Genomic DNA, 14,231 nt, shown 5'->3' with positions numbered 1-14,231 from the left:
TGAAAAATAAACTGCCTTTCAAACTCTACCGGCGACAGCCCATCATTGGAACCATGGCGCCTGATTGGGTTGTAAAACATCTCGATATAATCAAATACATCGCTGCGGGCTTCGTCTCTTGTCGGGTAAATCCTGCGCTTGATCCGCTCCCGTTTGAGCAACTGGAAGAAGCTTTCGGCGACCGCGTTGTCGTGACAGTTGCCACGTCGGCTCATACTGCAACTCAGGTTGTGGGCCTTCAGAAAGTCCTGCCATTCACCACCGGTAAACTGGCTGCCCTGATCCGAATGCACCAGTACCGGCTGCTTGGGCTTGCGCCGCCAGACGGCCATCAATAACGCATCAACCGCCAAGTCTGCCGTCATGCGTGACTTCATCGCCCAGCCGACGATCTGGCGAGAGAATAGGTCGAGCACCACCGCCAGGTACAGCCACCCTTCTTGAGTGCGGATGTAGGTAATGTCAGTCACCCAGGAGATGTTGGGGGCTGGCACCTTAAACTGACGTGCCAGCATGTTTGGGGCAGCCTGTGGGCTCTTGCCTCCATAATGCCCCTTGCGGCGTTGATAGCCCGTTTGCGAACGCAGCCCTTCCCGCTTCATTAATTTGGCCACACGGTGCTTGCCGCAGGCTTCCCCCAAGTCACGAAGATCGCGATGGATCTTGCGATAACCGTAGACAGCACCACTTTCCAGCCAGGATTGCTTGACCAATCTGGTCAATCGTTCGTCCTCCTGCTGCCGTGGCGACGCGGGCTGTTTCAACCACGCATAGAAGCCACTTCGGTGAACCCCCAGGGTCTGGCACAGGGTAACGACACTGTACCGGTCGAGTCGGGAGGTTATGAACGCGTACCTTTCCTTGACTCGCTGGCAAAGTCCGCGGCGGCCTCCTTTAAAATGTTGCGCTCCTCGGTGACCTGGCGCAGTTCGGCTTTCAGACGGCATATCTCGGCTTGCAAGGCAGACTCTTCGTGCTGCTGGTCAGCGGGCTTGCCGTACTGCTTGAGCCAGGCATACAGACTGTGGCTGGATACCCCAAGGGCTCGTGCAACGTCAGCCACCGGCCGTCCGCGCTCGGTGATTTGTTTAACGGCTTCGATTTTGAATGTTTCTGGATAACGCTGACGGGTCATAACACCTCCAATAGTTGCCTCATTTTAAGGCTGTGAGGTGTCTAGGGAACTGGGGGCTATTCAAGCGGTTTGGCCGCCGGAGTCGTCGGCTGGGCTACTGATTGCTCTTGTGGATCGACAGTGACGTCTGCATGCAACTGAATGGGCTTCGCTCTGGAACGCACGCAGGCAAGCAGCTGGGTCACCTTGTGGCGTGCACAAAGCTTGTCTCGGGTATGCAGGGATTTTTTGATCTCTTTACGACGATCACAGGGGAGTATGGTGACTTTGCGGTAATACCAGATGCAGCGGGGAGTGAGCCAGAGATTCACTTTGAAGACTTCTGATGCATCCACATAAAGTGGATTACCAAGAGGTCGGAAGGGGGTTATTAGCTGTAACTTATTGAATTTCAGAAACAGGTGGTGGCCCCACCAGCCACATCCCGGCACTCGAGTCCCCCGCCTTGGCTGCTACCTTCCGGTCCTGACCAGGTTGACGAGTTATCAATGCGAGAGGACCAATGGGACCACCGGCGAGGAGAATAGCAAAGTCCCATTTCATTGCAATGGCTTTCTACCTGCGGGCGTACCGTTTGCCTTATTTTTCAACAATCTGCCGAATGAGTCAGCTAAACAGCATGAATTTCGCCCCGACCAGCAACATCAGCAAGGCGAAGGCCTGCTTGAGCCGCTTGGGAGAAAGTCGATGTGCCAGCCTGGCGCCCACCCGGGCAAACTGGGTGCTGGTGAGCACTATGCCGAGCAGGGCGGGCAGATAGATGAAACCGACACTCCACTCGGGCAAGTCCGCATGGCCCCAGCCGGCGTAGAGGTAGCTCAGGCTGCCCGCCAGCGCTATGGGCATGCTGCAGGCCGCAGAGGCTGCAATCGCGTTGCGCATCGGCACGCTGTTCCAGCAGAGATAAGGCACTGTCAGCGAGCCACCGCCAATGCCGAACAGTGCCGACATCCAGCCGATGAGGGTGCCCGCTATGCCGGTTCCCACTGGGCCGGGCAGATGGCGCTCCGCCTTTGGCCTGAGGTTGAGCCCCATCTGCAATGCCATGGCCCAGGCGAAACAGCCGATGATGACATTGAGGGTGCCGGCACTGAGCTGGTTGGCGGTCATGCCACCGAGCCAGGCACCAATCAGCATGCCGACCCCGAGACGCCGTATCATCACCCAGTCGACCGCACCTGCCTCTTGGTGAGCCCGCAGCGAGCTGAAACCGGTGAAGATCATGGTGGGCAACGAGGTGCCAAGTGCCAGATGGGTGATGATGTCGGGCTCAAATCCCATGGCCCTGAAGCTCACCACCAGCACGGGCACTATGATAAGACCGCCGCCAATGCCGAACAGCCCAGCCAGCATGCCAGCAAACGCGCCCAGCAACAGATAACCCATAAACAGCATAAACATTCCTTCCCGAGGCAGCGCCATGGCGCCATGGCACCAAGGCCAACACGCGCATAAAAAAAGAGATGGCCCTTGGGCCATCTCTTCATTGTGCCGGTTAACTCAAGGGAATGGTACCGTCCATCACCTTGTAGAAGGCCAGCACGGCGCACCCGAGCAGGGCCGCCGTCATCCCCTGCTCCAGTCGGTTGAGGCCGCGCACCCCGTGGTGTTGACGCGCCTTCCAGTAAATGAAAATACCCGGGCTGTAGAGCAGTGCCACCAGCAGCAGGTACTCCACACCGGCGGCATAGACCAGCCAGCAGCCATAAGTAGTGGCCACCAAGGCAAGCAGCAGGTCACGCTTGCGCTGATGGGGTTGACCCTCGTAGGTCTCTCCCTTCATTGCCAGCTTGAGGCCATAGGCACCGGAGAAGACGTAGGGCACCAGCGCCGCCGAGGTGGCGATGTTGACCAGCGCCAGATAGGTGCTGCTCTGGAAGTAGATGATGATCAGGAAGATCTGCACCAGACAGGTGGAACACCAGAGCGACACCTGCGGCGAGCCGTTCTTGTTCTCCTTGGCAAACCAGCTGGGGAAGACACCTGTCTTGCCGGCTATGTAAGGTACTTCCGCCGCCAGCACTGTCCAACTAAGCAAGGCCCCCATCACGGAGATCACCAGACCTATGTTGATGAGCCAGGCGCCCCAGGGACCCAGCACTTTTTCAAGGATCATGGCGGTGGAAGGATTCTTGAGCTGGGCCAGTTCCGGCTGACTCATGACCCCCAGGGAGAACAGGGTCACCATGACATAGAGCGTCAGGGCGCCGAGCAGCGCCAGCACGGTGGCACGGCCCACGTCCTTGCGGTGACGGGCACGGGCAGAGACCACCACAGCCCCTTCGATGCCGATGAAGACCCAGAGCGTCACCTTCATGGTGGACTTGACCTGATCCATCACGGATCCCAGCTCCACGTTGTCGTGGCCCCAGATATCCAGGGTGAAGGTCTGCATGTTGAAGGCGAGCAGTATGGCGACGCAGAACACGATGAGCGGCACCATCTTGGCGATGGTGGTGATGATGTTCACCAGAGCGGCGACCTGGATCCCGCGCAGCACCAGCGCATGCACCGACCAGATCAGGATGGAGGCCAGTATGATGGCCACCGGCGTGTTGCCGTCACCGAAGATGACGTTGTCCGGCGTGTCAAAGAAGTAGCTCAGGGCGCTGAACACGACGATGGCATAGGAGACGTTGGCCAGCAGCTGACAGAGCCAGTAACCCCAGGCGGCGTTGAAACCGATGAAATCGCCGAAACCGGCCTTGGCGTAACTGAAGATACCGCCATCGAGATCCGGGCGGCGCATGGAAAGATTCTGGTAAACCAGCGCGAGGCAGATCATGCCCAGACCCGTGATGGCCCAACCCAGGGCAACGGCCCCGGCACTGGCATGAGCGGCAATATTTTGTGGCAGACTGAAGACCCCGGCGCCGACCATGGAGCCGATCACCAGCGAGATGAGGGCGCCAAGCCCTAGTTTCTTGTCCATCTCAATCCTGTTTGATTAGGCGGCGGCAGAGCGTCCGTATTCATACTGCGCGCAATATGGGAGGGGCGAAAAATCCGTACCCCGTGAAAAAGGCGGCAACTATATTGCATGACTATTCCGACCGCAATCCCTCGTACCGTCAATCATGCCCCGTCTTGACCGCGCGCAATTTTACAGTACTGACCCCGAGTGCCTGTGAGCTGGTTCAAATTAAGAAAGACCCGTTGATATTTCACATTTTTCCATGACCTGGCCCCCGTTTTTCCGGATCAGACCTGCATGGGCATGCAGATGACCATCAGCGCCGCCGGGCCGGCCCGCGAGTCAAACGCACAATAAAAATGCCCCTGTACCAGCGGCCAGGGGCATCTAGTGGTGGGCGACAAAACTAGAGTCTCAGGCCACCGTCGAGCTCTATCATACGGCCCGACAGATAGTCATTGGCGAGAATAAAAAGCACGGTGTCGGCCAGCTGGTGCGCCTTCCCCAGGGTGCCAACCGGAATGGCCTGCTGCATGCGGGCCATCGCTTCGGGTTTCATCGCTGCCGTCATGTCGGTGGCAAACACGCCGGGGGCTATGCCCATCACCCGAATGCCGTGGCGGGCCAGCTCCCGCCCCCAGGTCACCACCAGAGAGGCCACTCCCGCCTTGCTGGCGGCATAGTTGCTCTGGCCCATGTTGCCGGCACGGGCAATGGAGGAGATGTTGACGATGACGCCCCCCTGCCCCCCCTGGGCCATCAGGGCTGCCCCTTCGCGACCACAGAGGAAGGTGCCGGTCAGGTTGACGTCGATGACGGCCTGCCACTGGGCCAGACTCATCTTCTCCACCAGCACGCCCTCTTTCACCTTGATCAGCATGCCGTCCCGCAGGATACCGGCGCAGTTGATGAGGCCATGCAAGGCACCGAGTTGCTCTTTGATGGCACTAAAGGTCGCCTCAACCTCGGCTTCGCTCGCCACGTTGCAGACGAACAGGGTGCATTGACCATCGTGACTGCGCACCTCGGCTTCGGTCACCTCCAAATCCGCACGATTCACATCGATCAACGCCAGTACGGCGCCCTGACTGGCCAGACTGAGGGCAATGGCCCGGCCGAGCCCCCGCCCCGCGCCCGTGACCGCGATGACCTTCTGCTTGATATCCATGGGTACTCCTTGCCAGTTTGTCTGGCCATACATGATTGGGTGAATGAGTTAAGAGCAGAGCACCCGAGATCAACCGGCTTTGGACTGATCCCGCATTTTATCCAGATAGAGCTCGACGATGCTGGAGAAATCCTTGCTCTCCTGGCCCTGGCTTGCGTGCAGGTTGAACAGGTTGCGGGCAAGCGCCCCCATGGGGACGGCGCTGTGGGCATGTTCAGCCAGCGCCATCGCCAACCCCAAGTCTTTGACCATCAATCGGGTCATAAAGCCCCCCTGATAATTGCGGGCGGCGGGCACGTTTTCCATCACACCAGGCCAGGGGTTGTAGCGCTCCAGGCTCCAGTTGTTGCCCGAGCTCTTGCCCATGATGGTGGAGAGCACACTCGGATCCAGCCCCTCCTTCACCCCGAGCGCCAGCGCCTCGGCCGTGCCCGCCATGTGGATGGCGAGCAGCATGTTGTTGCACATCTTGGCGATCTGGCCCGCCCCCAGCGCCCCGGCATGGAACAGGTTCTGCCCCATGTGGGCCAGAATGGGGCTGGCCGCCTCGAAATCCGCCAGTTCACCACCGACGATAAAGGTGAGGGTCCCTGCGCTCGCCCCCGCCACGCCACCCGAAACGGGGGCATCGACAAAGCGAATGCCCCGCGCCTTCGCCGCTTCCCCCACCTGGCGGGCCGACGCCACATCTATGGTGGAGCAGTCGATCACTAGGGCCCCCGTTGGCAAGGCTGCCAGCAGATCCTGTCCGCCCCTCTCTCCAGCACTCTCGCCGAGCCAGAGCGCGCGTACATGCTCACCGGCGGGCAGCATGCTGATGACCACCTCGCAATCGGCCACCGCCTCGCGGGCATCCCCGGCGGCGATACAGCCAGCCGCAATCGCCTTGGCGACACTCTCCGGCATCAAGTCAAATACCCGGACACCGTGCCCCGCCCTGGCCAGATTGGCGGCCATGGGCCCCCCCATGTTGCCCAGCCCGATAAATCCAATCCTTGTCATCTCGTTTGCTCCTTGCCGTGCTGGCTCTCCAGCAACCTGTGTCCGTTCATCCGCCTTGATGCCTTCCCGTCGAAGGCTTAAGGCGCCAGAGGGTTTTTCCCTTCGGGCCAGTGATAGAAGGCATCCAGCCAGTCAGTGCCAGCTTGCGGCGCCTGCCAACGGGGGGACTTGTCCTTGTCGATGAGCAGTGCCCGCACCCCTTCCACAAAATCCCCTTTCAACACGCAATTGACCGACAGCGCCAGCTCATCGGCAAACACCTCGGCCAGCGACTGGCGACGCGCCTGCCAGTACTGGCGCCACAGAATGGCGCGGCTGATGGGGCTGCCACTGCGGCATGTTTCGCGGGCCTGCGCCAGGCACCCTTCACCCTGATCGGGATCGAAGCTGGCATCAAACACGCTGTCCAGCACCCCTTGCAGGGTGCGCCCGACCAGCAGGGCGTCAATTTTGGCCCTGTGGGGCAAAAGCACAGGCGCTGGCAGCTTTTTGTCTGCCTCTGCCTGCAAGCCCCTCAACAACTGATCGATCTGCTCGCGGGGCGCCTGGCTGCCACACCAGTCCAACCCGGCCAGGCGAGACAACAAGGCAGCACGCTCACTGCTGGCGATGGCGTGATCCGCCAGCCCAAGGCCGATGGCATCCGCGCCATTGAAACGGGCGCCGGTCAGACCGAGCCAGAGCCCGAGTCGCCCCGGCATCCGGCTCAAAAACCAGCTGGCCCCCACATCCGGATAGAGGCCGATCGTCACCTCCGGCATGGCGAACAGGCTCTTCTCGGTCACCACCCGAAAGTCGGCGCCGGCGAACAGGCCTATGCCCCCCCCCATGCAGATGCCATCCGCCACACAGATGAGGGGCTTGCCGTAGCGGTGGATATGGTGGTCGAGCCGATACTCCTGCTCAAAGAAATCCCGCGCATAGCCAAACAGCGCCTGCTCGCTCTCCTCCTGTCTGCGGTAATAGAAGGAGCGGATGTCACCACCGGCGCAAAATGCCTTTTCGCCGGCCCCTTGCAATATCACGCAGACCACGCCGGGATCCTGCTCCCAGCGCGTGAGCTCGCGCTGCAGAGCCTGGATCATCGGCAGGCTCAGGGCATTGAGAGACGCAGGGCTGTCCAGGGTCAAGACGCCGATATGATGGCCGTCCGCCGTGGGATGGGTCTCTATGCGTACCGATTCACTCATTCGTCACTCCATTGGATTTTTCATACTGCCAGCGGGGCGGGCGCTTCTCCAGGAAGGCCGCCACCCCTTCACGCTGGTTGGCGTCTGCAAACAGCTCGAGGAACAGGCTGCGCTCCAGCGGCAAGGCGGCATCACGAGGGCCGCTGCGCCCCTGATTGATAAGGGTCTTGCAGGCGCGCAGGGCGCTCGGGCTCTGACGCTCCACCAGCTGGGCCATCTGGTGCGCCGCGTCCCAGGCGTGACCTTCTTTGACCACCTCCTCCACCAGCCCCATCTCGTAGGCCAGGGTGGCGCTGACTTTCTCGCCGCACAAGATCATGCGCTTGGCCCAGCCAGGCCCCACCAGCTCTGTGAGCCGCTGGGTGCCACCGGCGCAGGGCAGCAAGCCCACGGACGCTTCCGGCAACCCAAGCTTGGCTTGCAGCTCGGCGATGCGGATGTCGCAGGCCAGCGCCACTTCCAGCCCGCCCCCCATGGCGTAACCATTGATGGCGGCTATGCTGACGCCATGAAAACGCGCCAGCGCCTCGAAGGCATGACCAAAGGCCTCGGCTACCTCGCGAGCATGGTCCAGATCGCCATCGGCAAACATCTTGAGATCGGCGCCGGCGCAGAAGAACTTGTCCCCCGCCCCGCGGATCACCAGGGCCACCACATCGGGGCGACTGTCGAGCTCCACCATCATCTGCAAGAAGGCCTGCAAGCTGGCCAGGGTCCAGGTGTTGGCGGGCGGATGGTCGAGGGTGATATAGGCCACGTGACCGTGATATTCGAGCCTGATCCTTGTCATTGCATTGTCCTTGTGAATGAGACTGCCCCATGATGACAGGGTTGAATGGAGCCAACCTTCGGCTGGCTCACAAAGCCTGATGACGTCCCGGAGGCAGATAATATGTTACGCCAGCGCCAGGCCGGGCTTCGCCAGCAAGCGGCAGACGATGCGCCATCCCATCCCCCGCCCTGGCATCGTCCAGGCAATGGTGCCTGTCCCCTTACTCCAGCGACAGACCAGAGTCTGCCAGCAGGCGGCGGGCGATGATCAACCGCATCACCTCGTTGGTGCCTTCCAGAATGCGATGTACCCGGGTATCGCGCAGGTAGCGCTCAAGCGGATACTCGCGGATATAACCATAGCCGCCAAAGAGTTGCAGAGCCTCGTCACAGACGCGATAACCCACGTCGGTGGCAAAACGCTTGGCCATGGCGCACCAAGCGCTCTTGTCCGGACTGCCTCTGTCCAGCTTGTCGGCAGCCTGGCGTACCATCAGGCGCGCTGCCGCCAGCTCGGTGGCCATGTCGGCGAGGCGAAACTGCACGCTCTGGAATTCGCAGATGGGGTGGCCAAACTGCTGGCGCTGCTTCACATAGCGCAGTGCATCGTCCAGCGCCTGCTGGGCGGTACCCACAGAGCAGGTGGCGATGTTGATACGCCCGCCATCCAGCGCCTGCATGGCGAACTTGAACCCTTCCCCCTCCTCACCCAGTCGATAGCTGGCGGGAATGCGCACCCCGTTGAAGGCCACTTCCCGGGTCGGCTGACTGTTCCAGCCCATCTTCTCCTCCGCCTTGCCGTAGACAATCCCCTCACTACCGGCAGGCACCATGAAGGCGGAGATCCCCTTGGCCCCGTCGCCTCCAGTGCGAGCCATCACCACCAGCACATCCGTGCTGCCCGCCCCCGAGATGAACACCTTGCTGCCGTCGATGAGGTAGTCCTCGCCGTCACGCACCGCACGAGTCTTAAGGGCCGCCGCATCTGAGCCAGCACCGGGCTCGGTAAGGCAATAAGAGCCCAGCAGTTCACCGCTGGCGAGCCTGGGCACCCACTCCTCGGCAACAGCGGCAGGCAGCCAACTGCCCAGCATCCAGCTCACCATGTTGTGGATGGTCAGATAAGCCGTGGTGGAGGTGCAGCCCATGGCGAGGCGCTCAAAAATCAGGCTGGCATCGAGCCGGGGCAGGCCGAGCCCGCCATACTGCTCCGGGGTATAGAGGCCGCAAAAGCCGAGCGCCGCCGCCTGCTTGATGGTGGGAATGGGAAACTCGTGATCTCTGTCCCAGCGGGCGGCATGGGGTTTAAGCGCCTCATTGGCAAAGGCGGTGGCCGCCTCGACATAAGCCTGTTGATCCTCGGTCAGGGTAAAGTCCATCTTGTCCGCTTCCTTGTGTCCTTTGTCTGTTGTCTGTTGTCTGTTGTCTGTTGTCTGTTGTCTCTGTGGCCCGCGCTCAACGCAGGCTGATGGTCAGGTTCGCGCCGGTCGGCATTGCCAAGTCCTGTGCCTTTTCCCCCCTTAACGCAGGCTGATGGTCATATTGGGGCCTGTGGGGATATCCTCGTCGAACCAGCGCTCGGTCACCGTTTTGGTCTCGGTGTAGAAGCGCACCGCCTGCTTGCCGTAGGCGTGCAGATCCCCGTAAAAAGAGCCACGCCAACCGGTGAAGGAGAAAAATGGCAGCGGCACCGGAATGGGCACGTTGATCCCCACCTGACCCACGGCCACCTCGTGGCGAAACTTGCGGGCCGCCGCGCCGCAGCCAGTGAAGATGGCGGTGCCGTTGCCGTAGGGGTTGGTGTTGATGAGGGTCAGCGCTTCGTCCAGATTGTCTACTTCCAGGCAGGCGAGCACGGGGCCGAAAATCTCCTCTTTATAGATTCGCATCTCGGGCGTCACGCCGCGAAACAGGGTCGGCCCCACCCAGTTGCCCACCGGATAGCCCGCCACATCGCAGAAGCGACCATCGAGCAGACACTCGGCCCCCTCCTTGATCCCCGCCTCGATGAGGCCCTCTACCCTGACTTTCGCCTCCGGGCTGATGAGGGGACCATAGGCCGCCTCGGGATCGTGCCAGACCCCGGGCCTTACCTTGGCAAACTCGGCGGCAAGCTCGGGGATCCAGTCGCGGGCACTGCCGACAAACACAGCCACACTGATGGCCATGCAGCGTTGACCGGCCGCGCCAACGCCGGCCCCCACCAGGTTGCTCAGCACCTGCCCCTTGTTGGCATCCGGCATGATCACCATGTGGTTCTTGGCACCGACAAAGCACTGGGCCCGTTTGAGGTGTTCGGTGGCGGTGCGATAGACGTGAGCCCCGACCCGGGCAGAGCCGACGAAGCTGACCGCCTTCACATCGGGATGACACAGCAGCGCATCCACCTGCTCGGCGCCGCCGTGTACAACGGAGAGGATGCCTTTGGGGGCTCCCGCCTCGGTGAACAGCTCGGCCAGCCGCATGGGGGTAAGCGGATCCTGCTCGGAAGGCTTGAGCACGAAGCCGTTGCCGCAAGCTACCGCCAGCGGGAACATCCACAGGGGTATCATGGCGGGGAAGTTGAACGGTGTGATGCCGACACAGACCCCCAGAGGCTGCACCCAGGAGTGGCCATCGACCCTGCGCGCCACGTTGCCCATTGTCTCCCCCATGGTCTGGCTGGCGATGCCACAGGCCTGTTCCACCACCTCGATGCCGCGCCACACATCCCCCCTGGCATCCGCCAGGTTCTTGCCTGTCTCCTGGGCCAGCAGGGAGGCTAGCTCATCGTGATGGGCTTTAAGCAGATGCTGGTAGTTGAACATGACCCGCGCCCGCTCGGGGGCGGGCACATCCCGCCACAGCAGATAGGCGTCGTGAGCGCTGCGCACCGCGCGCTCCACCTCGGCCGGGGTCGCTTTGGGCACGCGTGCCAGCAGACTCTGATCCGCAGGATTGGTCACCTCGATCCACGCCTCGCTTGTGGAAGCACAGGCCTCGCCACCGATATAAAGCGGCACATCGCCGTACTGGGTCTGATGGTTGCTCATGCCCTGCTCTCCTTGCTGGCAGGCTGCAATGGATATTGGCTTGTCATGCCGCTCACTCCTTGAGGTCGGTTGATGGAGGGGGACGAGCCACTTTGCAGCCGCCACCCGACAAATTTACCTTAGACTAACAATCAATTTACGTTTACGCTAACGTAAACTTAACTCACAAATGGACTGACCAGTTTGACACCCTGTTTACGACCATAGGGGCTGTCAGATGGGTGAGAACCAACCATTCAAAGGAGAGCAAGGATGCACGCAGTGATGGATGAGACCCTCAGCGCCCTGACCGAGCAGGTCGAGGCCTTCTGCCAGAAAGTGATAGCGCCGCGCGCCAGCGAGATCGATCACAGCAACGTCTTTCCGCGGGATCTCTGGCCCCAAATGGGCGAACTCGGGCTGCACGGCATTACTGTGGCGGAAGAGTATGACGGCGTGAGCCTCGGTTATCTGGCCCACGTGCTGGTGATGGAGCAAGTGAGTCGCGCCAGCGCCTCGGTCGGCCTCTCCTACGGCGCCCACTCCAACCTCTGCATCAACCAGATCCACCGCCACGGCACCCCTGATCAGAAGGCGCGTTATCTGCCCTCCCTCGTCAGCGGCGAGCACGTGGGCGCACTGGCCATGAGCGAGACGGGAGCAGGCTCCGATGTTGTCAGCATGCGGCTTACCGCCAAGCACGATGGCGATCATTTCGTGCTGAACGGCAACAAGATGTGGATCACCAATGGCCCGGATGCCGACACCTTTGTCATATATGCCAAAACCGATACCAGCGCAGGACCCAAGGGGATTTCGGCCTTTATCGTCGAGGCGGGTACACAAGGTTTCACCACGGCCCAGAAGCTCGACAAGCTCGGCATGCGCGGCTCCAGCACCTGTGAGCTGGTATTTGACAACTGCCGCGTCCCCCGGGAGAACCTGCTCGGCACCTTGCACGGCGGGGCCCGGGTACTGATGAGCGGCCTCGATTACGAGCGGGTGGTGCTGGCCGCCGGCCCCCTTGGCATCATGCAGGCCTGCATGGACGTTGTGCTACCCTATGTGCGCGAGCGCAAGCAGTTCGGCCAGGCCATCGGCGAGTTCCAGCTGGTACAGGGCAAGCTGGCGGACATGTATACCCGTCTGGCCAGCAGCCGGGCCCTGGTCTACTCGGTGGCGAGCGCCTGCGATCAGGGCCGCACCAGTCGCAAGGATTGCGCCGCCGCCATTTTGTTTGCCGCCGAGAATGCCACCCAGATGGCGCTGGATGCGATTCAGCTCTTGGGGGGCAATGGCTACATCAACGAGTATCCCACCGGCCGCCTGCTGCGGGACGCCAAGCTCTACGAGATAGGCGCCGGCACCTCGGAGATCCGCCGCTGGCTCATCGGTCGGGAGCTGATGGGAGAGAACGCATGAGTCAGATACACTCCCGCCTCGACACGGCCAGCCCGGAATTTGTCGCCAACAAAACGGCAATGCAGGCGCTGGTCGAGGATCTCAATGCCCGGCTCGCCGAGATAGTCCAGGGCGGGGGCGCGGCCAACAACGCCCGCCATCAGGCCCGTGGCAAGCTGCTGCCCCGCGAACGCATCAACCAGCTGCTTGACCCGGGATCCCCGTTTCTCGAACTCTCGGCGCTGGCTGCCTGGCAGGTCTATGACGAACCTGTACCCGCCGCCGGCATCATAACAGGGCTCGGCCAGATTGCTGGCAGGCTCTGCCTGCTGGTGGTGAACGATGCCACCGTCAAGGGGGGCACCTACTACCCGCTCACGGTGAAAAAACACCTGCGGGCCCAGGCCATCGCCGAGCGGCTGCGCCTGCCCTGCCTCTATCTGGTGGATTCCGGCGGCGCCTTCCTGCCCATGCAGGACGAGGTGTTCCCCGACCGGGAGCACTTCGGTCGCATCTTCTACAACCAGGCCCGCATGTCCGCACGGAACATTCCCCAGCTGGCGGTGGTGATGGGGCTCTGTACCGCCGGGGGCGCCTATGTACCCGCCATGGCGGATGAATCCATCATGGTCAAGGAACAAGCCACCATCTTTCTGGCGGGCCCCCCACTGGTCAAAGCGGCCACCGGCGAGGAGATCAGCGCCGAGGCCCTGGGCGGCGCCGAGGTGCACTGCGCTCACTCAGGTGTGGCGGATCACATGGCGCGAGACGATGCCCATGCCCTGGCCATAGCCCGTACTTTGGTTGGCAATCTGGGGGAAAACACGATTCCGGCGTCGGGTTTCGCTTCGCGCGACCCGGGCTATGACGAACCCCTGTACCCCATTGAAGAGCTCTACGGTCTGGTGGGCACCAGCCTCAAGCGCCCCTACGACGCCCGAGAGCTCATCGCTCGCTTGGTGGATGGCTCCGTATTTGACGAATTCAAGGCACTGTTCGGCACTACCCTGGTGACGGGGTTTGCCCGCATCTGTGGCATGCAGGTGGGGATCCTTGCCAACAACGGCGTGTTGCACAGCGACAGCGCCCAGAAAGGCGCCCACTTTATCCAGCTTTGCAACAAGCGCTCCATTCCCCTGCTGTTCCTGCAAAATATCACCGGCTTTATGGTGGGCAGTACCGCAGAGCGGGAAGGCATCGCCAAACATGGGGCCAAACTGGTCACTGCCGTGGCCTGCAGCCGGGTACCCAAGATAACCCTGATCGTCGGCGGCAGCTTCGGCGCGGGCAACTACGGCATGTGTGGCCGCGCCTATGAGCCCGACTTTCTGTTCAGCTGGCCCAACAGTCGCATCTCTGTCATGGGCGGCGAGCAGGCTGCCGGTGTGCTGGTACAGGTGCGCCGGGACAAGCTGGCCGTTGAGGGCAAGGTATTGAGCGAGCAGGAAGCCGCCGCCATCCGCGCGCCCGTGATCGCCCAGTATGAACAGCAGGGTCACCCCTATTACGCCAGCGCGCGGTTATGGGATGACGGCGTCATAGACCCGGCGCAAAGCCGCACAGTGCTGGCGCTGGCGCTGGCCGCCTGCCGGGGTGCTGAGCCGGGACCTGAGCAATACGGCATCTTCCGGATGTAAGG

The 14,231-nt window shown here is 61.6% G+C and carries 12 protein-coding genes and 1 other RNA gene; 2 read left to right on the top strand and 11 right to left on the bottom strand.

Annotated elements, in window-relative coordinates:
• The 11 genes from OKC28_RS20075 to OKC28_RS20025 all read right to left on the bottom strand — a co-directional run.
• Window positions 1–1,135 (bottom strand): IS3 family transposase gene (locus OKC28_RS20075; protein WP_270691010.1). Its coding sequence is split into 2 segments (ribosomal slippage), with 1,136 coding nucleotides annotated over them: window positions 1–907 and window positions 907–1,135; the frame shifts between segments, so codons are not numbered across the junction. This gene is flagged as partial in the annotation.
• A 56-nt stretch (window positions 1,136–1,191) separates the two neighbouring features.
• Window positions 1,192–1,446: a hypothetical protein gene (locus OKC28_RS20070; RefSeq protein WP_270691009.1), complete on the bottom strand. Its 255-nt coding sequence runs from the start codon at window positions 1,444–1,446 to the stop codon at window positions 1,192–1,194.
• Window positions 1,447–1,543: 97 nt separating this feature from the next.
• Window positions 1,544–1,640, bottom strand: an RNA gene (ffs, locus tag OKC28_RS20065) — signal recognition particle sRNA small type.
• Between the two features lie 101 nt (window positions 1,641–1,741).
• On the bottom strand, window positions 1,742–2,530 hold the full coding sequence (locus OKC28_RS20060) for a sulfite exporter TauE/SafE family protein (RefSeq protein WP_265453000.1): 789 nt from the start codon (window positions 2,528–2,530) through the stop codon (window positions 1,742–1,744).
• Between the two features lie 100 nt (window positions 2,531–2,630).
• Entirely contained in the window at window positions 2,631–4,067 is a 1,437-nt protein-coding gene (gene arcD / locus OKC28_RS20055; RefSeq protein ID WP_270691008.1) for an arginine-ornithine antiporter, read from the bottom strand.
• Window positions 4,068–4,455: 388 nt separating this feature from the next.
• Window positions 4,456–5,217 carry an SDR family oxidoreductase gene (locus OKC28_RS20050; protein WP_021140246.1) on the bottom strand — a complete coding sequence of 254 codons (762 nt, stop codon included), beginning with the start codon at window positions 5,215–5,217 and terminating at the stop codon, window positions 4,456–4,458.
• Between the two features lie 69 nt (window positions 5,218–5,286).
• Window positions 5,287–6,219, bottom strand: coding sequence for a 3-hydroxyisobutyrate dehydrogenase (gene mmsB / locus OKC28_RS20045; protein ID WP_021140245.1), 933 nt, complete (start codon window positions 6,217–6,219; stop codon window positions 5,287–5,289).
• A 77-nt stretch (window positions 6,220–6,296) separates the two neighbouring features.
• Window positions 6,297–7,409, bottom strand: a complete 1,113-nt coding sequence (locus OKC28_RS20040) for an enoyl-CoA hydratase/isomerase family protein (RefSeq protein WP_021140244.1) — start codon at window positions 7,407–7,409, stop codon at window positions 6,297–6,299.
• Entirely contained in the window at window positions 7,402–8,199 is a 798-nt protein-coding gene (locus tag OKC28_RS20035) for an enoyl-CoA hydratase (RefSeq protein WP_021140243.1), read from the bottom strand. The genes OKC28_RS20040 and OKC28_RS20035 overlap by 8 nt, the downstream gene beginning before the upstream one ends.
• Before the next feature lie 202 nt (window positions 8,200–8,401).
• A complete protein-coding gene (locus OKC28_RS20030; RefSeq protein WP_021140242.1) occupies window positions 8,402–9,559 on the bottom strand; it encodes an acyl-CoA dehydrogenase family protein in 1,158 nt (385 codons plus the stop codon).
• Window positions 9,560–9,700: 141 nt separating this feature from the next.
• Window positions 9,701–11,212 carry a CoA-acylating methylmalonate-semialdehyde dehydrogenase gene (locus tag OKC28_RS20025; RefSeq protein ID WP_021140241.1) on the bottom strand — a complete coding sequence of 504 codons (1,512 nt, stop codon included), beginning with the start codon at window positions 11,210–11,212 and terminating at the stop codon, window positions 9,701–9,703.
• A 252-nt stretch (window positions 11,213–11,464) separates the two neighbouring features.
• On the opposite strand from OKC28_RS20025, the gene OKC28_RS20020 reads away from it, so the two are divergent.
• The gene (locus OKC28_RS20020) at window positions 11,465–12,613 is read left to right on the top strand and encodes an isovaleryl-CoA dehydrogenase (RefSeq protein ID WP_021140240.1); all 1,149 of its coding nucleotides are present in this window, start codon (window positions 11,465–11,467) and stop codon (window positions 12,611–12,613) included.
• Complete coding sequence (locus tag OKC28_RS20015; RefSeq protein WP_021140239.1) at window positions 12,610–14,229, top strand: carboxyl transferase domain-containing protein; 1,620 nt, start codon at window positions 12,610–12,612, stop codon at window positions 14,227–14,229. Before OKC28_RS20020 ends, OKC28_RS20015 begins: the two co-directional genes overlap by 4 nt.
• Window positions 14,230–14,231: the final 2 nt, after the last annotated feature.

This window comes from Aeromonas sp. D3, from assembly GCF_027705025.1.
GTDB classification, from domain to species: domain Bacteria; phylum Pseudomonadota; class Gammaproteobacteria; order Enterobacterales; family Aeromonadaceae; genus Aeromonas; species Aeromonas salmonicida.
The sequence above is the reverse complement of the archived record's forward strand: the minus strand, read 5'-3'. Positions and strand labels throughout refer to the sequence as shown.

Excerpts from the sequence above, each read along its gene's own strand:
- OKC28_RS20030 (WP_021140242.1), bottom strand. The coding sequence starts at position 9,559 with ATGGACTTTACCCTGACCGAGGATCAACAGGCTTATGTCGAGGCGGCC.
- OKC28_RS20020 (WP_021140240.1), top strand. The coding sequence starts at position 11,465 with ATGCACGCAGTGATGGATGAGACCCTCAGCGCCCTGACCGAGCAGGTC.
- OKC28_RS20035 (WP_021140243.1), bottom strand. The coding sequence starts at position 8,199 with ATGACAAGGATCAGGCTCGAATATCACGGTCACGTGGCCTATATCACC.
- mmsB (WP_021140245.1), bottom strand. The coding sequence starts at position 6,219 with ATGACAAGGATTGGATTTATCGGGCTGGGCAACATGGGGGGGCCCATG.
- OKC28_RS20025 (WP_021140241.1), bottom strand. The coding sequence starts at position 11,212 with ATGAGCAACCATCAGACCCAGTACGGCGATGTGCCGCTTTATATCGGT.
- arcD (WP_270691008.1), bottom strand. The coding sequence starts at position 4,067 with ATGGACAAGAAACTAGGGCTTGGCGCCCTCATCTCGCTGGTGATCGGC.
- OKC28_RS20015 (WP_021140239.1), top strand. The coding sequence starts at position 12,610 with ATGAGTCAGATACACTCCCGCCTCGACACGGCCAGCCCGGAATTTGTC.
- OKC28_RS20040 (WP_021140244.1), bottom strand. The coding sequence starts at position 7,409 with ATGAGTGAATCGGTACGCATAGAGACCCATCCCACGGCGGACGGCCAT.
- OKC28_RS20050 (WP_021140246.1), bottom strand. The coding sequence starts at position 5,217 with ATGGATATCAAGCAGAAGGTCATCGCGGTCACGGGCGCGGGGCGGGGG.
- OKC28_RS20060 (WP_265453000.1), bottom strand. The coding sequence starts at position 2,530 with ATGCTGTTTATGGGTTATCTGTTGCTGGGCGCGTTTGCTGGCATGCTG.